19 protein-coding genes and 2 pseudogenes are annotated in these 20,888 nt (G+C 71.6%); 9 read left to right on the top strand and 12 right to left on the bottom strand.

The genetic code is table 11. From position 1 onward, the window contains the following. The first annotated feature begins 241 nt into the window (after window positions 1-241). A complete protein-coding gene (locus tag ACIA8Q_RS30670) occupies window positions 242-1,063 on the top strand; it encodes a sterol carrier family protein (RefSeq protein ID WP_360213435.1) in 822 nt (273 codons plus the stop codon). 225 nt (window positions 1,064-1,288) lie between these two features. Here the strand turns inward: ACIA8Q_RS30670 and ACIA8Q_RS30665 are convergent, their stop codons facing one another. After that, window positions 1,289-1,996 carry a peptidoglycan-binding protein gene (locus ACIA8Q_RS30665; protein ID WP_396318034.1) on the bottom strand — a complete coding sequence of 236 codons (708 nt, stop codon included), beginning with the start codon at window positions 1,994-1,996 and terminating at the stop codon, window positions 1,289-1,291. A 62-nt stretch (window positions 1,997-2,058) separates the two neighbouring features. On the opposite strand from ACIA8Q_RS30665, the gene ACIA8Q_RS30660 reads away from it, so the two are divergent. After that, complete coding sequence (locus ACIA8Q_RS30660) at window positions 2,059-2,640, top strand: TetR/AcrR family transcriptional regulator (RefSeq protein WP_396318033.1); 582 nt, start codon at window positions 2,059-2,061, stop codon at window positions 2,638-2,640. Between the two features lie 277 nt (window positions 2,641-2,917). On the opposite strand, the gene ACIA8Q_RS30655 is transcribed toward ACIA8Q_RS30660, so the two are convergent. Further along, window positions 2,918-4,117 carry a macrolide family glycosyltransferase gene (locus ACIA8Q_RS30655; protein ID WP_396318032.1) on the bottom strand — a complete coding sequence of 400 codons (1,200 nt, stop codon included), beginning with the start codon at window positions 4,115-4,117 and terminating at the stop codon, window positions 2,918-2,920. A gap of 535 nt (window positions 4,118-4,652) precedes the next feature. Between ACIA8Q_RS30655 and ACIA8Q_RS30650 the strand changes: the two genes are divergently transcribed. Further along, window positions 4,653-5,030 (top strand): nuclear transport factor 2 family protein, encoded by a 378-nt coding sequence (locus tag ACIA8Q_RS30650; protein WP_396318031.1) that lies wholly within the window; start codon window positions 4,653-4,655, stop codon window positions 5,028-5,030. A 220-nt stretch (window positions 5,031-5,250) separates the two neighbouring features. Then, complete coding sequence (locus tag ACIA8Q_RS30645; protein ID WP_396318030.1) at window positions 5,251-6,816, top strand: alpha/beta hydrolase; 1,566 nt, start codon at window positions 5,251-5,253, stop codon at window positions 6,814-6,816. A gap of 151 nt (window positions 6,817-6,967) precedes the next feature. Here ACIA8Q_RS30645 and ACIA8Q_RS30640 read toward each other — a convergent pair whose 3' ends face one another. The 3 genes from ACIA8Q_RS30640 to ACIA8Q_RS30630 form a co-directional block, all read right to left on the bottom strand. Continuing rightward, window positions 6,968-8,299 (bottom strand): RNA polymerase sigma factor, encoded by a 1,332-nt coding sequence (locus ACIA8Q_RS30640; RefSeq protein ID WP_396318029.1) that lies wholly within the window; start codon window positions 8,297-8,299, stop codon window positions 6,968-6,970. After that, complete coding sequence (locus tag ACIA8Q_RS30635; protein ID WP_360213449.1) at window positions 8,272-8,691, bottom strand: YciI family protein; 420 nt, start codon at window positions 8,689-8,691, stop codon at window positions 8,272-8,274. Before ACIA8Q_RS30635 ends, ACIA8Q_RS30640 begins: the two co-directional genes overlap by 28 nt. 161 nt (window positions 8,692-8,852) lie before the next feature. Next, window positions 8,853-9,731 (bottom strand): helix-turn-helix transcriptional regulator, encoded by an 879-nt coding sequence (locus ACIA8Q_RS30630; RefSeq protein ID WP_360213451.1) that lies wholly within the window; start codon window positions 9,729-9,731, stop codon window positions 8,853-8,855. 102 nt (window positions 9,732-9,833) lie between these two features. On the opposite strand from ACIA8Q_RS30630, the gene ACIA8Q_RS30625 reads away from it, so the two are divergent. Next, a complete protein-coding gene (locus ACIA8Q_RS30625; RefSeq protein ID WP_360213453.1) occupies window positions 9,834-10,529 on the top strand; it encodes an SDR family NAD(P)-dependent oxidoreductase in 696 nt (231 codons plus the stop codon). Between the two features lie 150 nt (window positions 10,530-10,679). Here ACIA8Q_RS30625 and ACIA8Q_RS30620 read toward each other — a convergent pair whose 3' ends face one another. Next, entirely contained in the window at window positions 10,680-11,249 is a 570-nt protein-coding gene (locus ACIA8Q_RS30620) for a ricin-type beta-trefoil lectin domain protein (RefSeq protein WP_387903243.1), read from the bottom strand. 209 nt (window positions 11,250-11,458) lie between these two features. Here ACIA8Q_RS30620 and ACIA8Q_RS30615 point away from each other — a divergent pair. The 3 genes and pseudogenes from ACIA8Q_RS30615 to ACIA8Q_RS30605 form a co-directional block, all read left to right on the top strand. Then, window positions 11,459-11,677 (top strand): annotated as a pseudogene (locus ACIA8Q_RS30615) (helix-turn-helix domain-containing protein); the annotation flags it as partial. A gap of 330 nt (window positions 11,678-12,007) precedes the next feature. Continuing rightward, window positions 12,008-12,442 (top strand): hypothetical protein, encoded by a 435-nt coding sequence (locus ACIA8Q_RS30610; RefSeq protein ID WP_396318056.1) that lies wholly within the window; start codon window positions 12,008-12,010, stop codon window positions 12,440-12,442. Window positions 12,443-12,535: 93 nt separating this feature from the next. Next, window positions 12,536-12,655, top strand: a pseudogene (locus ACIA8Q_RS30605) (AraC family transcriptional regulator); the annotation flags it as partial. A gap of 82 nt (window positions 12,656-12,737) precedes the next feature. Here the strand turns inward: ACIA8Q_RS30605 and ACIA8Q_RS30600 are convergent. The 3 genes from ACIA8Q_RS30600 to ACIA8Q_RS30590 form a co-directional block, all read right to left on the bottom strand. After that, window positions 12,738-14,117: an erythromycin esterase family protein gene (locus ACIA8Q_RS30600; RefSeq protein ID WP_396318028.1), complete on the bottom strand. Its 1,380-nt coding sequence runs from the start codon at window positions 14,115-14,117 to the stop codon at window positions 12,738-12,740. A 227-nt stretch (window positions 14,118-14,344) separates the two neighbouring features. Beyond that, window positions 14,345-15,388: an FAD-dependent monooxygenase gene (locus tag ACIA8Q_RS30595; RefSeq protein ID WP_396318027.1), complete on the bottom strand. Its 1,044-nt coding sequence runs from the start codon at window positions 15,386-15,388 to the stop codon at window positions 14,345-14,347. Between the two features lie 136 nt (window positions 15,389-15,524). Then, window positions 15,525-15,719, bottom strand: coding sequence for a hypothetical protein (locus ACIA8Q_RS30590; protein WP_396318026.1), 195 nt, complete (start codon window positions 15,717-15,719; stop codon window positions 15,525-15,527). A 1,027-nt stretch (window positions 15,720-16,746) separates the two neighbouring features. Between ACIA8Q_RS30590 and ACIA8Q_RS30585 the strand changes: the two genes are divergently transcribed. Further along, complete coding sequence (locus tag ACIA8Q_RS30585; protein WP_396318025.1) at window positions 16,747-17,397, top strand: DUF6215 domain-containing protein; 651 nt, start codon at window positions 16,747-16,749, stop codon at window positions 17,395-17,397. A 571-nt stretch (window positions 17,398-17,968) separates the two neighbouring features. Here ACIA8Q_RS30585 and ACIA8Q_RS30580 read toward each other — a convergent pair. The 3 genes from ACIA8Q_RS30580 to ACIA8Q_RS30570 form a co-directional block, all read right to left on the bottom strand. Continuing rightward, a complete protein-coding gene (locus tag ACIA8Q_RS30580) occupies window positions 17,969-18,721 on the bottom strand; it encodes an NAD-dependent epimerase/dehydratase family protein (protein ID WP_396318024.1) in 753 nt (250 codons plus the stop codon). A 217-nt stretch (window positions 18,722-18,938) separates the two neighbouring features. Beyond that, window positions 18,939-19,115, bottom strand: coding sequence for a hypothetical protein (locus ACIA8Q_RS30575; protein ID WP_396318023.1), 177 nt, complete (start codon window positions 19,113-19,115; stop codon window positions 18,939-18,941). A 598-nt stretch (window positions 19,116-19,713) separates the two neighbouring features. Next, entirely contained in the window at window positions 19,714-20,709 is a 996-nt protein-coding gene (locus ACIA8Q_RS30570) for a hypothetical protein (protein WP_396318022.1), read from the bottom strand. Between the last annotated feature and the right edge of the window lie 179 nt (window positions 20,710-20,888).

Here is a 20,888-nt window from a genome sequence, read left to right as displayed (position 1 = left end):
CCCGATCGAGGGGGCGCCGCGCCAAGCCGCCGCCGAGAGCCTAGTAAAAAGTAAAGTTTCCTGACAATAGTCCGGGGGTGCCGAATCCCGCGCGGATCGACGGGCACCGGCCTACGGGCATCCCGGGGCGGCGACCCGTAAATACCCCCAGGGGTACAGTGGCGACAGATGCACGAGGTCGACCGGCGCACCCGCGGCCCGACCTGTCCCGTCGGCCGGGGAGGGCGGATACGCTGCCGTCATGGCCGAGCCGCGAACGTACGATCCCGCCGAGGTCCGGGCAGCGCTGGCCGGGCAGACCGAGCTGCTGCGCGACACGGTGCGCGCGTTGTGCGCGGCGCCCGGTGCGGAGCGAGCGCTCGCCGGGCCGACCCGGCTGGGGGGCTGGACGGTACGGGAGTTGGTGGCGCACCTCGCGATCGTGCTGGAGTGGCTGCCACAGCACCTGGACCAGCCGGTGCCGGAGGGCCGGCCGGTGAGCCTGGTGGAGTGGACCGAAGGGACGCGGCGGTTGAGCGCCACCGTCGACACGGTGGCGCGCGAGCACGCCGCGGGCGCGTTCGCCGGCACCCCGCAGGAGGTGGCGAGCGCCTTCGACCGGGCGGCCGACGCGCTGCTGGCCGCCCTGGATCGGCCGGAACCCGGCGAGCCGAAGCGGCTGTTCGCCATGCGGTTCGGCCCGATGCTGTTGAGCGACTTCCTGGTGACCCGACTGGTGGAGACCGTCGTGCACGGCGACGACCTGGCGGTGGCGCTCGGGCTGGACCTGCCGCACGGGCGGCAGGCGGTGGCCGCGGTGGTGGGCCTGCTGGCCGACGCCTTCGCGGCGCAGGTGCCGGGCAGCTCGGTGGAGTTGCGGATCCCGCCGTACGCCGTGGTGCAGGCCGTGCCGGGGCCGAGGCACACCCGTGGGGCGGCGCCGCACGTGGTGGAGACCGACCCGCTGACCTGGATCCGCCTGGCGACCGGCCGGACCGACTGGGCCTCGGCCGTCGAAGCCGCGACGGTCCGGGCGAGCGGGGAGCGCAGCGACCTGGCGGCGTACCTGCCGCTGCTCGGATGAACACCCTGGAGCGGACGGCGGTGGCCGCCTTGGCGGACGGGTGCCGCCCACGGCGCGCCGGCAGGCCGCGCTGAGCCCACAAGGTTGCGGGTGGGAGTGCGACGCGATGCGTTGCACCCCTGAGCTGCACCGGCCGGTGGGCCGGCCGGCGTGGACTCCGCATCGTGCCGGGCCCACCGGCGACAGGTCGCCCTACGCTCCGGAGCAGATCCGGTCGGCCTGCCCTCAGCAGCCGCTCATCGAGTTGTAGTACCCCTCGATGTACTTCCCGTTCACATAGATCCCGTAGAGGCCGGACGTCGTGTCGCGATGGAAGACCGAGGACGTCCTGGCGTCGCCGTTGTACCGGACGAAGTACGCCCAGGGCCCGGTGTCCTCGACGGAGGAGAGCCAAGTGGAGGCCTTGCCGAACGTCTTGTTACCGACGACACCGTCAGCCTCCGACGCTCCCAGATACTTCGTCTGCCACTGCCGGGTTGCCTCCGCCGTCTTGGGCCCGAACCTGCAGTCGATGTCCGACTCGTCGAGGAACCCGTCCATGTAGAGCACGGCCTGCCAGATGCCCGTCGCACCGCTGTTGGCGTGCTGGCTCATGGAGAGGAGACCTTCGTCGGACCAGTCGTCGGTGACGTCTCCGAAGCCGTTGATGTAGCCCTGAGTGGTGGCGGCTCGCGCGGTCGTGGTGGTCGTGACGATGCTTCCCAGCACCAGCGCGGCAGCAGCGACCGCCACCGCCTTGCGCTTGAACCCCTTCATGACCTTCTCGGCTCTCTCGGTGTCAGTCCGTCTGGCGTCGACGGCGGATGCGCCGATGGACGGCCCCCGCCGGTGAGTTGTCGAGGCGATCCCCCGCGACGGAAACGGCTTCCCCCGTACGGCAACCCGCACCGTCTCGCCTCGTGACGCACCGTCTCGTCTCGCCTCGCGGACCATGTTCCTCGAGCGAGACGATCACGTCAAGACGGTACGTGACGTCTCGTGGAATAATCCGGACCATGCCACCAGCCCCGAATCCGGACCTCCGCAACCAGCGCGCCCACCGCGCCATCCTCGACGCCGCCCTCGAGATCGCCGTCCGCGACGGCTACGCCCGGGTCACCGTCGAGGGCATCGCCCACACCGCCGGAGTCGGGAAACAGACCATCTACCGCTGGTGGCCCAGCAGGGCCGCCGTCGTCCTCGAAGCCCTCAACGACCGCACCGGGCCCTTCTCCGGCGTCCCGGACACCGGCGACATCACCGCCGACATCACCGCCGCCGCACAAGGAGTCATCCAGGCCCTCGGCACCGAACTCGGAGTCATCTGGCGCGGCCTGGTCGCCGACGCCCAGAGCGACCCCCGACTCGCCGAAGACCTCCTCACCGACTTCCTCGAACCCCGCAACAAGGCCTGGCAGGACCGCCTCGACCAAGCCGTCAGAGCCGGCGAACTGCGCACCGACGTCCCGACCCGAACCATGGTCGAACTCCTCTTCGGCCCCGTCTACTACCGCCTCCTGCTCGGCACCGGCCCACTCGACCCGGACGACACCGCCGCCCGCATCGACTACCTCCTCAACGGCCTCAGGCAGCGCTGACACGGGAACAGGGCAACGGCGACGGCTCCCTCACCAGTGACGACCTGCCTGCCTCAGGGGTCGCCTTCTTCACCGACCCCGACCCCCGCCCCGACACGGACCGGGTCCTCACCGTCCTCCGACGGCCCACGCACACCCGCGGTCGGGCCGCCGGCCGCCCTCCTGGTCCGATCCCCCTCGGAGTCGTTCGGGCAGGAGGACGGGTGCCGGTGCTACGACCGGCACCCGAAGTGACGCAGGACCGGGCGGGTCACGGGCCGCTCGGGCCGTGGTCGGGTCAGGCCAGTGCGGCCTCGACCAGGTCGGCCGCCCTGGCTGCGCCGCCACCCGCACGGACCTGCGCGGAGAGCTCCGCCAGGCGGTCCGCCACCTTCTGGTCGGCGGTCAGCTCCAGCACGGCGGTGCGCAGCGCGGCGGGTGTGGCGTCGGCGGTGTCCAGGCGGCGGGCGACGCCGAGTTCGACCAGTCGGTCGGCGTTCTCGAACTGGTCCGCGGCCTGCGGCACCGCGATCATGGGCACCCCGCAGTAGAGGCCCTCGCTGCATCCGCCCATCCCGGCGTGGGTGACGAACGCGTCGGCCTGCTGCAGCACCGCGAACTGCGGCACCCACGGGTGGACCTCGACGTTGGCCGGAATCGGCCCCAGCTCCGCCGGGTCGGTCGCCTTGCCGACCTGGAGCACGACGTGCCAGCCGGGCAGGCCGCCGAAGGCCTCCACGCAGGCGCGGTAGAACTCGGGTTGGTGCGTGAAGGCGGAGCCGAGGGAGACCAGCAGCACCTTCTCGGCGCCCTCCGGGCGGGTCCAACCCCCCTGCTGTGCGCGGTCGTCGAGGCAGGGGCCGGCGAACGAGTAGACCTCGGGATCGATCTGCTCGATGCTCGGCTGGAGGGCCTGGGGGACGAGGACGAGGGCGCGGTCCGGCTTGAGCATGAAGGAGAACAGGTCGCGGGGCGGCACCCCGTTGTCGGCCAGCCACCGGGTGAACCGCTCCGGGATGCCCTCGGCCTTGATGACTTCCGCGGCCGCCCGGAACGGCTCCGCCGGTTCGCCCCCGGGGGCGACCCTGGACGGTGAGATCAGCATCGACGGAACGCCCCAGCCGTCGGCCAGGGCCCGTCCCGCGTACGCCATGAAGTCGTACAGGACGAGGTCGGGCCGGTCGTCGTGGAACGCCTCCCGCATCCGGGGCAGCATCGCCTGTGCCTCCCCGAAGATCATGCCGTGCACGCGGTCCTGGATGGCGGGGTCGACCGCCCCCTGGAGCGCGGTCATGCCCGTCTCGTGGGGGACGAATCGAGCACCCGTCGACTCGATCTGTTCGGCGAACGACGGATCGTTGACGTAACTGACCCGGTGGCCGCGGGCGACCAGCTCCCGGATCACCTCCAGGCTGGGGTTCACGTGGCCGTGCGCCGGGACGTTCACCATGGCGATGTGTGCTGGGCGGGACATGTCAGGCCTCTCGTCGTATGCCATCGAGGGTGCTACACGAACTGATCTGATTCTTCGTCAAATTACCTTGTGCGGTGAAATATGAAGGGTGGAGGGCGAACCTTCAGGCCAGTGGGTGACCGCACGTACGCCGTGGTCTCGCTGACCGGCTCGATCCCGCGGTTTGCCGGCGGCCTCGAATCCTTCGCGGGTGCTGCCTGGGGCGTCCGTTGTCGCGGTCCACAGCGGGCCGGGGGCACTCAGTCCCCCGCCGGTGTCCAGTCCCCCGCCGGTGTCCAGTGCCCCGCGAGGTGGGCGGTGGTGCGATGGGCGGTGGTGGTGAGGAGGGCGGCTGCCGCGAGGCCGCTTCGTCCGGTCCTCGCGCGGTTGGTGCCGGGGGCGGGCCTCGGCGGCGGGCAGCTGTGCGCGTGGAACTGCCCGGAGATCGACGTCTGGTCAGATCCGCAACGCGGCGCCGCCGTTGCCCCCACCGCGGCACCGCGTCGCGCCCCGTGGTCCAGCGTGACCGGAAAGCGGCCCGCGGGACGGGCGCACGCGCAACGGCTGGTATGACTGAGGCATGCAGGAAGAGACGGCACGATCCGCGATCGACACGTTCATCTCCGCGTTCAACGCCTCGAACGACGACTATGTGACGGCCCTGCTCTCCCAGGCCCTGACCTCGGACGTGGTCTTCTGGGGGCCGTTGGGTCGCAGCGAAGGGATCGCGGCGGTCGAGCGGTTCGTGCTGGACATCCGGCGCCACCCGGCGGGGACCGGCACGATGGCACGCTGCTCGGCGGTGGACATGCCGGACGAGTGGGCCCGGTACCGGTGGGTCTTCACCACGCCGGACGGAGGCCCCCGCCTGGGGGGAACGGACGTCGTCCATCTCCGGCGCAGCCTCATCGACCAGATCATCGTCTTCGCGGGCGAGCTCGAGCCCTCGACCTCCTGAGTCGTCCCCGGCTGCCGTCCCCCACGGGACGGCGGCCGCGACACCCCACCACCACGGGCCTGGCCGACTGCACACCTCCATCCAGAGGAACTGTCACCGGGCACGTCACGCGAACTGCCGCATGAGGGTAGGGCTCGACAAGGGCTCAGGCGCGGGCAGCGCGCGGGCACAACGGTCGGAGGGCATCAGCATGGGGTCCGTCTTCGCCACACGGCAGCCAATGCAGCGCATCACCGTGGCGTTCACCGCCCTGGCGCTCTGGGCCGGGTGTCCTGGCATCACGGCTGCCGCCCCGGCCCCGGCCCAGCAAGTCCCGCCGGTGGTATGGGAAGACTGCCCACAGGACGCCCTCACGGGCCTGCCGAAGGACGTCGACCCCGCTCTGATGCGCTGCGCGACCTACGCCGTCCCGCTGGACCACGCTCACCCCGAAGGCGACACGGTGCCATTGGCCCTGATGAAGCGCAGCGCCAGCGATCCGGGGAAGAGGATCGGTTCGATCCTCACGAACTTCGGCGGTCCGGGCGCCGCCGGCTGGGGCGCTCCCGTCGTCGCGGAGTTCTTCCTCTCCCCCGCCGTCCTGGAGCGCTTCGACATGGTGGCGTTCGACCCGCGCGGGGTCGGCCGCAGCATGCCGCTGCGCTGCTACACCTCCCAGCAGCAGTTCGACGCGGTCGACGCCAAGCTGATGCGCGACCCGGTCACCCCGCAGCAGCTCACGGACGAGGCCGACGCCCTGCGCACCCAGGGCGAGCTGTGCCGCGACAACGCCGGGCCGCTGCTCTCCCACATGTCCACGGCCGTCGTGGCGCGGGACCTGGACCTGCTGCGCCAGGCGGTCGGCGACGAGAAGCTGACCTACTTCGGAGTCTCCTACGGGACGTTCCTCGGCGACACCTACGCGAACATGTTCCCGGACAGGGTCCGCGCGATCGTCAACACCGGCAACGCCGACCCCGCCCTGCGCTCCTCGGACGGAACGCGCTACGAGCACGACCGCGCGCTCAACTACGAGGAGGTGCTGGGCGCGGTGCTCCAGCGCTGCAAGGACGCCGGCTCGTCGGCCTGCCCCTTCGGGGACGGGGATCCCCGGGGCAAGTTCGACGCGATCCGCGACTACCTGCGCAGCCATGCCGATTCGGCCGTCACGACCGCCGACGGCCTGAGCGTGACGCTCAACTCCTTCGTCAACGACCTCTACGCGAGCCTGCCCGACGCCGGCAGCTACGGTGCGCTCGCCAAGCGCTGGCAGTCCCTCTACGACGCCCTACCCGCCGTCGGCGGTGCCGGCCCCGCCCGCCCGCGCACCGCCGACACCCCGTTCACCGGCAACAACGCCAACCCCGCGGTCAACTGCAGCGACATGCCCTATCCCCGCGACGTGGAGCGTCTCCCCGACCTGGCCTCGCAGTGGGAGCAGGAGGCCCCGACCTTCGGCCGCCCCCAGGTCTTCAACGGCCTCAACCAGTGTTCCACCTGGCCCTACACACCCGGCGAGGGCGACGACGTCTTCCGCGGTCCCTGGGACCGCTACACCGGCGCCGCACCGATCCTGCTGGTCAACGCCCTCCACGACCCCGCCACCCCGTACTCCTACGCGCAGGCCGCGGTCCGCGAACTCGGTCCCGCCGCCCGCCTGCTCGCTGTCGACGCCTTCGGACACGGCTCCGTCTCCCCTGCGGAGAGCGCCTGCGTCACCGGCCACATCACCACCTACCTCCTCAGCACCACCCCGCCCGACGACGGCACCACCTGCACCGACCTGCGCCAGCCCTTCACCCCCTGAAACGAAGTCGCCCGGTCCGTGGCCATGCGTGGCCGTCCTGAGCGCCTCGCCTGACGCCGGCTGAGTTGGCCCCAGGGCGGCCGCCGCGGCGTCGGTCGCCCGGCTGACCGGCCGGTGCGCGAGCGGGGCGGCTGCACGGCTCGGACGGGCGTCAGTGCAGGGCGGCCGCCTTGCGCAGCAGCACCGCCCGCTCGCGGGCGTTGCGGCACAGGCGGGCGGCGAGTTCCAGTTCGGCCCGGGCCTCGGTGGTGCGGCCGAGGCGGACCAGCAGCTCGCCGCGCACGCTCGGGAGCAGGTGCGAGCCTGCCAGACGGCCGGAGGCGAGCAGGTCGTCGACCAGGGACAGTGCCTCGTCCGGTCCGCTCGCCATCGCGACGGCCACGGCCCGGTTGAGCTCGACGACGGGTGACGGGGCCACGCGGCCGAGCGCCTCGTACAGGAGGACGATGCGTTCCCAGTCGGTCTCCTGCACCGAGGGCGCCGTCGCGTGGCACGCGGCGATGGCCGCCTGCAGACCGTACGGTCCGAGGCCCCGCCCCAGGGTGGAGGCCCGGCCGAGCACGGCCAGGCCGCGACGGATGGCGGAGCGGTCCCACCGGCGGCGGTCCTGGTCCTCCAGCAGTACCGCCTCGCCGTCGGGCCCGGTGCGCGCCGGGAAGCGCGCGGCGGTGAGCTCGAACAGCGCGAGCTGGCCGTGCACCTCCGGCTCGCCCGGCAGCAGGGCGGCCAGCGTCCGGGCCAACCGCACGGCCTCGTACGCGAGGTCCGGGCGCAGCAGGTGGTCTCCGGCGGTCGCCGTGGAGCCTTCGGTGAAGATCACGTACAGGACGCTGAGGACCGCGCCGAGGCGTGCCGGTCGTTCCTCGGGCGGCGGGAGTTCGAACGGCACGTGGGCGGCGGCGATCGTCTTCTTCGCGCGGGTGATCCTGGCCTGGACGGTCGGGGTGGGCAGGAGGAACGCGCGGGCGATCTCCTCGCTGGACAGGCCGCCCACCACGCGGAGCGTGAGGGCCACCCGGGCCTCGGGCGAGAGCACCGGGTGGCAGGCGGTGAACATGAGGGCGAGGACGTCGTCGTCGACGCGGTCGGGGTCCCAGGGCGGGTCGTCCGGCCGGCCGGGTGCGGTCTGCGCGCCGGAGCTGAACTCGCCCTCGGCCAGTGGCCCTGCGAGCAGGGCGTACCGTTCCTCGAGTGCCGATCCGCGGCGGAAGGCGTCGATGGCCCGCCGCCGGGCGGTCGCGAGGAGCCAGCCCACCGGGCTGGCCGGCGCACCGTTTGCCGACCAGGAGACGAGTGCCTCGGCCAGCGCCTCCTGGGCGACGTCCTCGGCGAGCGCGAAGTCCCCGGTGTAGCGGGCCAGGGCGGCGACGATCCGCGCGGACTCGATCCGCCAGACGGCCTCGACGGCCCGCCGAGCCGACTCGGGGCTCGGCGGGCCGGCGGGGGCCGGGGTCGTCACAGCTGGCCGGTCCGCTCGCGCCACGCCCGCTCCTTGACGATCCACTCGTTGTCCTGCGGGAACTCGTCGATGCCCGGGACGCGGCGCACCTCGCACTTGGAGCCGGCGACGGCCGGGAGGCGCTTGGCCCACTCGACCGCTTCCTCCTTCGAGGCGACGTCGATCAGGTAGAAGCCGCCAAAGAGCTCCTTGGTCTCGCCGTACGGGCCGTCGGTGACGACGGGGGTCTCGCCGCTGTAGTCGACGACCACGCCCTGGGAGGGGTCGTCGAGTCCTTCCGCGGCGACGAGGACCCCCGCCCGGATCAGCTCCTCGTTGAAGCGGCCGACCGTCTCCAGCATCTCCTCGAACGGCGTGGTCATCATCTTCGCGACGGACTCGTCCGTGCCCCGCATGATCAGCATGTACTTCGCCATCGTCCATCTCCTTGGTCAGGGGTCGTCTCCTCGACCCTCTCAGTCCTAGGTCGAACGGCGCGGCCGCCGATCGACGCGGCGGAGGGAAATCTTTTCAGGCCGCACCGGGTGCGGGCCGGGCGGCTCGCCTACCGCTCGGCTTCGTCCGATCGGTCCGGTCGTCACGGTGCCGAGATCAGTCCGGGCCCCGGAGGCGGGGAGCCGCCGACGCGAACGCCGCTCGTGACCCGCAGGAACTCCAGCTTCTCCGCGTCGGCGGAACCCGCGGCCACGGTGTAGACGACGAGACGGACGTCGCTGCCCGGGACGGTGAGCACGTCGCAGTCGCACGTCACGTCGCCGACCTGGGGGTGCACGACGGTCTTGCGGGCCGAGATGTGCCGACCGACCGCGCCCTCGTCCCACAGGCGGGCGAACTCCGCACTGGTGGAACGCAGTTCCTCCACGAGGTCGACCAGTCCACGGCTGTGGGGATACGTGACCAGGGCCGCACGCAGATCGGCGACGAGGGCGGAGCGCAGGGTGTCGCCGTCCTGCTGCACGGGCCAGGCGGCGAGCCTTCCGGGCCCCGACGCGAAGACCGCCCGCACCAGGTTCCGCTCGGTGTGCGTCCGTCCGCTGGGGTCGCCCAACAGCGCCGCCCATGCGGGAGTCCAGGACAGCAGGGTCCAGTCGGCGCTGAACACCCCCACGGGGAACTCCCCGAGGCGGGCCAGCATCCGCTGGACCCCCGCCGGGACGTGCGTGGAGATCGTCCCCTCGTGCGGGGGCAGGAGGCCGGCCAGCCGGTAGGCGTGATCGCGCTCCTCGGGTTCCAACTGCAGGGCCCTGGCCAGGCTTGCGACGACCTGCGCCGAAGGGTTCGTGGCGCGCCCCTGTTCCAGGCGCACCACGTAGTCGACCGAGAGCCCGGCGAGCTCGGCCAGCTCCTCGCGCCGCAGCCCCGCCGCGCGCCGTCCGGGCCGCGCGGTCCGCCCGATGTCCACGGGAGAAAGGCGGTCGCGCCAGCGGCGCAGTGCCGTGCCAAGTGTCTCGTCCACCCGGCCATTGTGTCCGCCGGCCGGCCCCTGTGCCTGGTACCGGCAGTCCTACTGTCGCGGAGGGCACTGGCTCTCCTCCCGCCGTCGGCCGAGAGTGGACGCATGACGACCACATTCATCACAGGTGCCAACAAGTCCCTCGGGTACGAGACCGCCCGCCGACTGGTCGAAGCGGGCCACACCGTCATCGTCGGTGCGCGCGATCCCCGGCGCGGCCGGGCGGCCGCCGACGCGCTCGGTGCCCGGTTCGTGCAGATCGACGTGACCGACGACGCGTCCGTGGCCGCGGCCGTCGCCGACGTCAGGGCTCACGAGGGAAGCATCGACGTCCTGATCAACAACGCGGGAATCCTCGGCACCTCCAACGCCGCCGACCAGATCACGGCCGCGGACGCCAGCGCGGTGTTCGAGGTCAATGTCGTGGGGATCGTCCGCGTCACCCACGCGTTCCTGCCCCTCCTGCGGATGTCCGCGAACCCGGTCATCGTCAACGTGTCGAGCGGCATGGGCTCCTTCGCGGCCACCCATGACACCGAGCGTGTCGAGGGCCGGTTCGTCGCGCCGCTCTATACGGCGTCGAAGGCCGCGGTGACCATGCTGACCACGCAGTACGCGAAGTCCTGGCCGGACGTGAAGGTGAACGCGGCCGACCCGGGCTACACGGCGACCGACTTCAACGGTCACAGCGGCCCGCAGACGGTGACCGAGGGGACCGACGCGATCGTCGAACTCGCCACCCTCGGAACGGACGGGCCGACCGGGACCTTCCGTGACCGGCACGGCGCGATGGCCTGGTGAAGCCCTCGGGCAGTCCCGGGAACACGGCCGGTCCGTCCCGCCTCCCCGACGGTGGCGCCCGCGTGGCAGTGGTCGGCGCGGGCGCCACGGAAGGCGGGGCACCCTGTGGCGGGCGCCCCGGCCCCGCGGTCGCGACGCCCCGTGCGTCGTCTAGATGTTGGGGAAGACCGGGCGGTCGCTGTCGGAGTGGTGCCAGTCGAATTCCTGGGTGATGCCCGCGCTCGCGTTGCGGCCCAGGGTCCACAGGCCGTAGGAGGAGCGCGGGCCGGGGTTGCCGACGTAGGTCAGGCAGGCGCCGCCGGCGTTGCACACGCTGCGGTCGGTGTTGAACGTCCAGCGCTGGTTCGCGTCGTTCGCGTTGCAGCCCACCGCCTGGGCGCCCGGGTTGTCGGACGGGCTGTCCGGGAAGTGGCCCCACAGACACCGGCCGTCGTTGGTGCTGTGGATCAGGCCGTCCGGGGAGACGAACCAGAACTGGTTCCAGGAACCGTCGCACGGGCGCAGCAGGACCGGGCGGCCGTCGCCGTTGACCTGCCGGTACTCGTCCATGCAGTAGTAGGTGCCGTCGGGGCCCCCGCTGGCCGGTCGGGCGAGCGCCGCGAGGAAGCCGTACGCGTAGGGCTGCGGGTTCATCGGGTCGGCCTGTGCGGTGGCGGGCAGGGCGAGGGCCCCGGCCAGGGCGAGCAGAACGGTGGACAGGGCGGTGAGGGTTCGTCGCATCGGCGTGTTCCTTGACCTTCCGGTGGGTGATGGCCGCAGCGGGCGCCCGGCCCGGCTGCGCGCCACCCACAGTGAAGGACTGCTTCGCCGCCGGTCAGCACCGGTCGGGTCCGGACAATCAATCCCGGAGAACGCCGCCGCCGCAGGCACCCGGTGCGTCAGAGTACGGACAAACAATCCCGTGGCTCTGACCAGAGGGAGGAACGGAAGTGGGCCGCAAACAACGTGCGTTGGACCCGTCGGCCGGACCGGTGGCCGGGTTCGCCGCCCAGTTGCGCGAGTTGCGACAGTCGGCCGGGAACCCCACCTTCGCCACGATGAGCCGGCGGGTTCATCGTTCCGTGTCGGTGCTCTCGGAGGCGGCCGGCGGGGTGGAGCTGCCCACCTGGCCGACGGTCGAGGCGTTCGTGCGGGCCTGTGGGCAGAGTGAGCCGGCCTTGTGGCGGGAGCGGTGGGAGCGGGTCCAGGAGGAGGTTGCGCGGGACGCGCCCGTGTCCGCGCCGTCCTCGGTACCGTCCGGGGGCGGGGCCGTGGCGCGGGTGGACGGGCCGGTCGGGCCTGCTGTCCCGACCGGCCCGGTACTGGGGGCGGGTGGGCGCCGGCGGTGGGTTCCGGCCCGTTTCCGGGCGCTCGCCGCGCTGGCCGCGGGTCTGACGGCCGGTTGGGCGGTCGGCTGGTCCGCCGGCTGGTCGGCCGGCCAGGATGCGGCTACGGCACCCGGCCCCGCCGCTGCGGCCGCCGCGGACACGCCGGCCCCGATGCCCTCCGTCGTGGTCGTGCCCCCGCCCTCCCCGCTGCCCTGGCCGTCCGCCGGTTCCGGATGCGAGGTCCGCACCCACTGGGTGTACCAGTTCACGCAGTCCTACCGGGGGCAGGTGTACGCCCTGCTGTCGACGCCCACCGGCCGGAGCGCCGACGTGGCCACCACCGTCACCTGGGGTGTTTGGGCCTGGCACCACGACGTGACCGTCACCTCGGGCGTGCCGGCTCAGGGCCTCGGCGGCACGCTCCTGTTGTTCGACAAGCTCGACACCAACGTGCGCAACCCCCTGGTGGAGGTCGACACCGCCGTCCCGACCTGTGCCGCTTTCGGGACCGCGGGCGGCACCTCCGTCGCGCCGCTGGCCGTCGTCGACGCCGACCAGGGGTGGGTCGGCGTCACCTCCTCACCGGCACCGGTCGACGACCGGTAGGCGCGGTTGGGGCGGTAGGGGCGGCAGGCGGCGGGGGCAGCAGGCCAGGAGTTCCTCTCGGCGCGGGCGGTCCGGGCCCCCGACGAAGTCGGGCAGAGCACAGACCTCCCCGTCGAGGAGATCGCCCGCCCCGTCGGGTGCGGGAGCGCGGCCGTCCTACGAGAGCAGTCCGTGCGGCGCCGCGCAGTGCCGCCCCGCTCCGGGATCCGTTCGGAGCGGGGCCGGTGTCGGTTCCTCGCGAAGGCGGATGCCCCTCCCCCGCCCCGTGTCCGGGCCGGGAGGGGAGGGCGCGGGGTCAGAACTTGCGGGCCTGGGTGACCTGGTTGAGGTGGATGAGGATGTCGTAGGCCTGGCCGATCGCGAGGCGCGGCATCGGGTCGCTGACGTAGATCGAGCCCGCGTCGTAGCTGGGGCGGCTGACGGCCAGCCAGTCGCGGGCCGCCCGGGGCGCGGTGCGCAGGTCGACGTAGTAGTCCCGGTGGCGGACCTGGTCGAGGGTGTACTCGTTCATGTCCGGCGTGGCCGCCGGGACGGTGACGGTCTTCCAGTCATCGGTCAGGACAGCGCCGTTGGTGAGGAAGGAGCCGCTGTCGAAGGTGAAGCCGATGGCCACGTAGTCGCGGCCGTAGGTGTCGCGCAGGTGGGAGCCCTGCGGCTTGGGGTACAGGAAGGTGTCGGTGGCCAGGTAGCCGACGTGTCCGTTGTGGGCCGACAGCAGGACCTTGCCGCCGGTGCGGCGCTGCCACCAGGCGGTGTTGTCCGCCATCGCGCGGTCGCGCAGCTGTTCCGAGGCGGCCACCGAGGCCGGGTCGGTGATGTCCAGGGTGGTGAAGGCGAAGGTCTGGGCGATGTTCCGGGCGTGCTGCACGGCCCAGGCGTGGGCGTCGTCGTCGGGGGCGCCGGCGCCGCTGGCGATGACGAGGTCGAGCGCCTGCTGGGCCTTGGCGGCGTCGTCGCGGCGCTCGGCGGCCGGCTTGCGCAGGTAGGCGAAGGTGTCGTCGAACGGCCTCAGGTCCTTGTAGAGCCCTTCGAGCTGCGGGAGGAGGTCGGGGCGGGCGCCGCGCACGTAGGACGTGACCCGTTCGAACATCCGGTCGCCGAGCCTGGGGAGGCCGAGGTCGTCGCCCACGAAGTGGACCGGGTTCCGCGGGTGGCTCCGGTTGTGGGCGCGCATCCAGGCGATCAGGTCGGCGAACTCCTCGCGGTCCCACGGACTGCCGCCCAGGGCCTCCTTGACGATCTGCCGCGCGTCGCCCGGACCGCCCTGGACGTACTCGTCGATCTGCAGGCCGCTGCTCCAGCTCGTCTCCAGGGCGAAGGTGGTGAAGCCCTTCTCCTCGACGAGGTAGCGGAACAGCCGCTGCTTCATCGCGAAGAACTCGTGCGAGCCGTGGGTGGCCTCGCCGAGGCCGACGACCTCGGCGTCGCCGATCATCGAGCCCATGGCGCGCAGGTCGGCGTTGCCGCCGCCGGGTTCGGTCGTCCGCAGCGGCCGGGCGACGCTCTCCAACGCGCTCACCACGCCGGAGCGTTGCGCCGCCGCGCCCGTGGCGGTTCCCGTGCCCGTGCCGCCCGGGGACACCGGCGCGGCGACCGCCGCCACCGGGACGAGCACCGCCGCGGCGACCACCGCCGCCAGGAGTCCACGCCGTGCGATCCTCTTGTCGTCTGCCATCGTCTCGACCACCTCAACTCGACGGGACGCCGATGACCTCGGCGTTCGATGAGTTGATCTTCGTGTGGGCAGGGCCCGCCGCGCACTGGGGAGCACCGCCGTCATCACCGGGGGTAATCCCCCGCACGGATCCACCGGCCGGCACCCGCCGGCGCGCGGTGGGGTGCGCGGCGGGGCGCGGCGGGTCCATGGTCGTCGCCAGGTGACGGACGTGGTGCCGGCCGGTGTCAGGCGGCGCCGGTCGGTGCCGGGTCCTCGGGGAGCTGCCAGCTTCCGCCGCGGTCCTCCTTCGAGAAGCGGGCGGCGAGTTCGGGGACGCGCAGGAAGCAGGCCAGGGCGGTGGCGGCCTGGAAGGCGTCGATCGCGCGCCGGGTCGTCGGCATGCCCAGGCGCAGGAGACGCGGGTTCACCCGGCTCTGGATCCGGTCGACGAAGGGTCGCAGCACGCGGTCGTAGTTCGCCAGGGCGGTGGGCAGGTCGCCGGGGTGCCGGTTGATCTCGCCGGCCAGGACGTGGGCGCCGACCAGGGCGCCGGAGATGCCCATGCCGCTGTACGGGGAGGCGCAGTGGGCGGCGTCGCCGGCGAGGACGACGCGGCCCTTGGACCAGGTGTCGGTCCGGACCTGGACGGCCTCCTGGGAGTGGAAGAAGGGGCTGGTCGGCATGCCGTCGACGAAGCGCTCGGTCTGCCAGCCCGCGCCGCGGAACCTGCCGGCCCAGAACTCCCTCTGGCGCTCGACGGGTTGCCGGTGGGTCGCCGAGGCCTCCTCGGACTCCTCGCGCAGCATGAAGTACACCTGGGTCTCGGTCGGATGGTGGCTGCGGCGCATGACCAGGCGGCCGCCCGGGGCCAGGTAGGTGTCCCGGACGTTGCTGTCGGAGGCCGTGCGCGGGATGAACCAGTAGGCCGTGTGGATGCCGATCCGCCGGTACGGGTCGCGGTCCGCGGGGAGGATCGCCCGGCGGATGCGCGATCCCTGCCCGTCGGCGCCGACCAGGAGGTCGAAGTCGCCGCAGGAGCCGTCGGAGAAGTGCGCGGTGACCTTCCGTCCGTCCTGTTCGAAGCCGTCCACGCTCACGCCGAAGACGTACTCGGTGTCGTCCCTGGTGGCGTCGTGCAGGATGCGCAGCAGGTCACCGCGCATGATCTCGTACTCGGACGTGAGGCTCTGCCGGCCACGGCCGGAGGTGTTGGCCGTGATCGTCGCCCTGGCCCGGCCGCGCGCGTCGACGAAGGCGACACCCGCCTCGGGAACACCTGCCCAGAACAAGCAGAAGCGGCCCGCCAGCCGAGCTGGCGGGCCGCTATGCGGGATCGGGAGTGCCGGAAGATCTCAGGTGACACCCCAAAAGGTTAGGACCCGATGACTACGTCAAAGGCTGTCGACTGGGGCCCTCATTATCGGGTCATCGCCCCATGGTTGCCCGGACACATTCCATCCAGTCCGTCCATGCGGCTGGATCGGCGGGCATCCCGTCGGCCTCCAGTGATACATCTCCCAAGAGGGTGAGCAAGTCACCTCCTGCACGATTGGCAAATTGCCAGAGAAATTTCGACATTACCTCAAATGCCTCGCGCTCATTCATCGAATATTCACTCATGGTGGTCTCCTATCGAGGGGTCGAGTTCAGTCCGCCGTTGGTAATCGTGGTCCCGTTTCTCACTTCCACCCAGGCCTGAGTACCGTCCGGGAGTGTACGAAGGTACCTCTCCAGCGTGCCGCCGTCATTGGAAAGTTTGATTACCGCGCGAAGATTCTCAGGCCGGATCGCACTTTGGATAATTGCACGATTCGCGGGCGTGCCCTCCTTCAGGTGCTCCGCTCGGCGAGGATCTTCGCGGCGTCCGGGTAGGAGAAATCCTCCACAGCCACCGGAGCCGCGGCCTCAGCCGCGGCCGCCGCCACCGGTATCGAACCGGCCACCAAAGGTGCCGCCAGTACTGCACCAAGCGGCCAGGCCAATCTACGGACCATACGCACAGAAACTCACAACAGAAAAAGGGGCATGCTGGGAGACACCAACGCCCCCCGGGCTGGCAATGAACAGACAAGCGGACGCTATCTATCACCATCAGCGCACGTCAAAGCATGCATCGCACCACTGACAATCCCGTGACCCGCCGTCAAAACCCTTGGCTTCGAGGCGCGCAAGAGAGACTGGAGGACGTTCCCAATCTGGACATATATGGCGATAGACATTGTTCGACTCGGCTATTGCAGTTCGGTCACGTTTCACTCGCCGCAGGCCCTTTGACAGGTGCTCCGCTCAGCCAATACGTGCTCGGGCGCTTGGTGCGCGAATCTCCGCTCGCAGGAGCCTCCGACCAGGGCGTGGGTAGCGGGTACCGGCCTCGGGACGCGGCCACGTGGTCAGTCCCTCACCGCTAGGTGGACGCTGTCCACCCGCACCACGATCCGACGGCCGACCGCCCGCGCCGGCGTCCGGCACGGCGAACTCACCCTCATCGAGGCGGATCCCGACGAAGCTGGTTCATTCGCCGCCCGGGACTTGCCGCGGAACCTCTGGCGCCCGCTCCAGCCCGGTCCCAGCCGAGGAAACCCGCAGGCAGCGGGCCGTACACGACCGCTACGATCATGGTCGAGTTTCGTATGGAGAGGGTTCAGGGGTGGAAACCGAGGTCGTCGTCGAGCAGGACGGTGAGAAGAGCGCCGAGCAGGTCAAGGACCGGACGGGCATCAAGGTGGGGGCCGTGGCGGCACTGGTCGCCGTGGTCATGACCGGGCTGTGGGGGGCGGGCGTGTTCGAGCCGGAGCGGGGGCCGAAGGCCTGCGGCCGCCCCGGGCCCACGGACCCGCCGAAGTATCTGGACCTGTGCGCCGCGCTCAACCGCCCTGACCTGCCGGCCCTGCTCGGCACACCGGGCGACCACGTATCGAGCGCAGGACCCGGCTTCTTCTCGGACGGGGTCGCGGTGGCGGAGGTACGCCTGGAGCGCAGCGTCGTCGCCGTCACGGACAGCCAGTCGTCGGTCTGGACGATGACCGGCAGCCAGCAGTTCCACACCGAACGGGCCACCGTTCTCGGCCACCCCGCGGTCACCTACTCGAACCACGCGATGGTGATCATCGGAAAGCACGACCAGCCGGGCCCGGTCACACGCAACCTGATCGTCGCCACCGACCCCAAGGACCCCGGCGGCCCGGCCTACCAGTTCGCCGTCTTCCGACAGGACAACCACACGCCGGAGGACGCCGACCTGCGCCGAGTCGCCGAAGCGGTGCTGCCGACCCTCCCCGGCTGGAATCCCGCCCAGTAAGGCCGGCTCGGGAGCGGACGAACCGGTTCGGGCAACACCGCCAGGTCAAGCCCCAGCCCGTCGAGCGGCCCCCGGCCTGGTCGAGGGCGGCCGGGTCCCGACGATGGCGCTGCGCCGGGGTTGCCAGCACCCCGCCGATGTAGAGCTCGCGCCGGCCCCTGCCCCGGGCGGGGCACTGCCGTCGGGGGACGGTGGGTCGGACGGCGGCGTCCACGGGGCCCTCACCCTCGTGGCCGGATCCACCTCCGCCCTGGCCTCCGTCGATGTCCATGCCGGCTTCCTCGTCGCCGTGACGGCACCCGGAGCCCGGGGGGAAGTGGATGGGCGCCCGGGCACACCGGGCGCTACGTCGGATCGGCAAGGCCCAGGCACAGGGTGGGCCTCTGGCAAGGAGCACTCGCATCGGTCTCGTGTCACGGTCGCCTCCGCTGACGATCGGCGCGGCACTCTGACCACCTCTTCCTCGGTCATCGCGAGGAAGAGGTGTCGTTTGGGCACACCCGGTTGCCCATGGGCGCTGACCTGCCCATACACTCCCCTCCCCCGAGCACGCCGGTCAGGGGGCCGGCCGTCAGGGACCGGTCTGGGTGAAGTGGCCGCCGAGGTAGTGGAACTCCGGTTCGTCGGGGGGAAGTTCGCCGTGTTTCGCGATCAGGTCGGCGGCGAAGGCCTCGGCGTCGTCCTGCGGCCGGTAGCCGAGCGCCCGGGCGGAGGCGAGATCCCACCAGGCCCGGGTGTTGGCGGAGATGCCGTAGGCCACGACGTGCCCGGCCACCGGCCCGGTGAGCGCGGCGTGCACCAGGCGGGCGCAGTCGCCCGGGCTGAGCCAGGTGGCGAGCATCCGGATGCTGTGCGGCTCGTCCGCGAAGGAGCCGATCCGCAGCGAGACCGTCTCGGTCCCGTGCCGGTCGGCGTACAGCGAGGCGAGGTTCTCGCCGAAACACTTGGAGAGGCCGTAGTAGGTGTCGGGCCGCTGCGGGGTGTCCACCGGCACGGTGGCGCCGTCGGCGGGCCGTTCGGTGAAGCCCACCGCGTGGTTGCTGCTGGCGTGGACGATCCGCCGCACGCCCGCCGCCCTGGCGGCCTCGTAGAGCCGGTGGGTGCCGTCGATGTTGGCGGCCAGGATGTCGGCGAACGGGGCCTCGCCCGGGATGCCCGCCAGGTGCACCACGGCGTCGACGCCGCGCGTGGCCGCCGCCAGCGCCTCGGCGTCCCCCAGGTCGGCGGTGATCGCGTCCGGTTCGCCGGGCACCGGGAGCCGGTCGAAGCAGCGCAGCCGGTAGCCGTAGGCCGGCAGCAGCTCCCGCAGCCCACTAACCCACAAGCCAGCCCAGGGCCTACCCAGCACATACAGGGCTATCAACCAGACAGCGGAAATCCCCACCACTTCTCACGCGACCCGCAAATTCTCAGCCAAGCACCAAAACACGCAGGTCAAACCACACCGCTACCCAGCCGGCAACACCCCCGCAGAATCGACCCCACCACAGCCCGGACCTTCTCAACCAACCCATCAACCCCCAGCCCGGAAACAACACCGCTCAGCCGATCACCGACCCGCCACACCTGGCGTCCACCGACCCACGCGCGATGCGGGCGCGGCCGTCGGGCGGCAGGACGACGAGGTACTGCCGGTCGGCGTCCTCGACGCGGGCCAGCGTGATGAAGGCACCGGCCGCCGCGAGCGCCTCGGCGGCCAGGCCGGCCTCCTCCGTCATCCGGTCGATCCGCGAGTGGAAACGGGCGAGGTCTTTCGCCGGGCCGGTGATCCAGATCGCGATCCGCGCGCGCCGGCGCAGCGCGGCGAGCAGGTCCGTGCGCAGCGGCCCGTCGTCGGCCTCCTGGAGGATCAGGTTGTGCAGGCGTTCCTGCCCGCATGGCCGGGACGGCGCCCCCCTCGGCCAGCGCCCGGCACTTGCGGCACGAGGCCAGAGCCCGCGGCTGGACGTGGTGCAGGAAGAGCTTTAGGTACCGACCGCGGATCCCGCACAGGGTACGGCCGCTGCCCTTGGCGTGCTCGACGCCGGGCACGCCTTCGACCTCGACCGCGGGGAACTCAGCCGGCACGCGCGCGGTCGCGAACGAGCACGTCCCGCCCAGGGCGTCGGAACCGGGAGTGTCGATCACGCCAGGCAGCATGCCACTGCGGGAACCCACCAGCCTGGGCCGGCCGCCGAAGCTGAGCTCGTGTCCGTCACACAAGCGCTCGTCGGCGACGTGGCGTCCGGCCTGACCCGAGACGGCCCGCCTCGCCCCCAACCACGACTCCGAACCGTCGGACGAGCGGCGGGGCCCGATGCTCACGGCGAGCGGCCGTTACTGCATGACTTCCCGGCATGGGTGCTCGAAGGAGAGCGGGCAGTAGTAGAGCTGCATGTTGTAGCTCCGCCCGATCTGGATGCCGATGTCGCCGTTCGCGTCTCGGTCCTCGACGGGGTCCCAGCCACTGCCGTCCAGAACGCCGGAATCGATCGTCAGCAGCGGCATCATGACGGATTCGCAAGCGGTGCACCGAATCACCGACGGATCGCGGAAGCTCCACGGCCCCCAGCCGCCGACCTTCCACCCAGGGGCGACCGACAGCTCGTACTGGTAGTAGGCACGGAACTCCTCGGCGTACAGGTACCTCGGATCGGTGCCGGTGAACTCCCGCTCGCACCAGTCCCCGATGCGCTGTGCCAAAGCCCTCTCCAACTCGAAGGGGGACGGGTACTCCGTCACCACCTCGGGGTGCAGGACGCACGGCTCGGGCACGTAATCGCCGTGATGCGACACGTCAGCGGGCAGCGGAGGGTCGGTCAGCAGCGCCGCGACCCCCGCGGAGGAGCGCCACACCACCCTGGCCTCAGGCATCCACGACGGTTCGTGGTTCAGCGGGCACCACAGCACCTGCAGCAGGTCCTGACCCTCGGGGCACGGCAGCGCGGGGATGTCGCGCGCGTAGAGCTGGGCCACCGGCAGCAAGGCGTTCGGCGTCCGGGTCCACGGATGCCCCTCGTACGTCGCGTCCAACGCCGCCCGCTCCCGGTCGTCGGGATGGGGCCCGGCCCAGCCCTTCTTGTAGAGCTCCCGGCGTAGCCGGACGTCGGCCAGCGACACCGGCAGGTCGCCCTCGCTCTCCTCCGGGTGCGGGCCCACGCAAACCGGCCACGGCTCACCGGCCGGCCACAGCAACGGGCCGCCGACCGAGCTGTCGTGGACGGTCGGCTCTCCCCGGCGCGGGTGCAGGCGCACCGTCTGGCGCGCCAACGACACCAGCTCAGGGAAGACCGCAGCGATATCCACCCGACGAGGCGGCGTGACACGAACCATCAAGGCATCTCTTTCGAACCGGGACCGGCACACGGACCCTAGCCGCCACCACCGTCAAAGCAGCCACTCGAAACATGGCTACGAGGGTGTGTCCAGCCAACGGTGTAACTCGGTTGGGTTAAGTTAGCGGCGGCCGATGGAGAGTCGGCCGTCGAAGGTGATCTCGAAGGCGTTCAGTG

It is taken from the genome of Kitasatospora sp. NPDC051705, assembly GCF_044453265.1.
Lineage (GTDB): Bacteria > Actinomycetota > Actinomycetes > Streptomycetales > Streptomycetaceae > Kitasatospora.
This window is presented reverse-complemented; position numbering and strand designations above follow the sequence as displayed.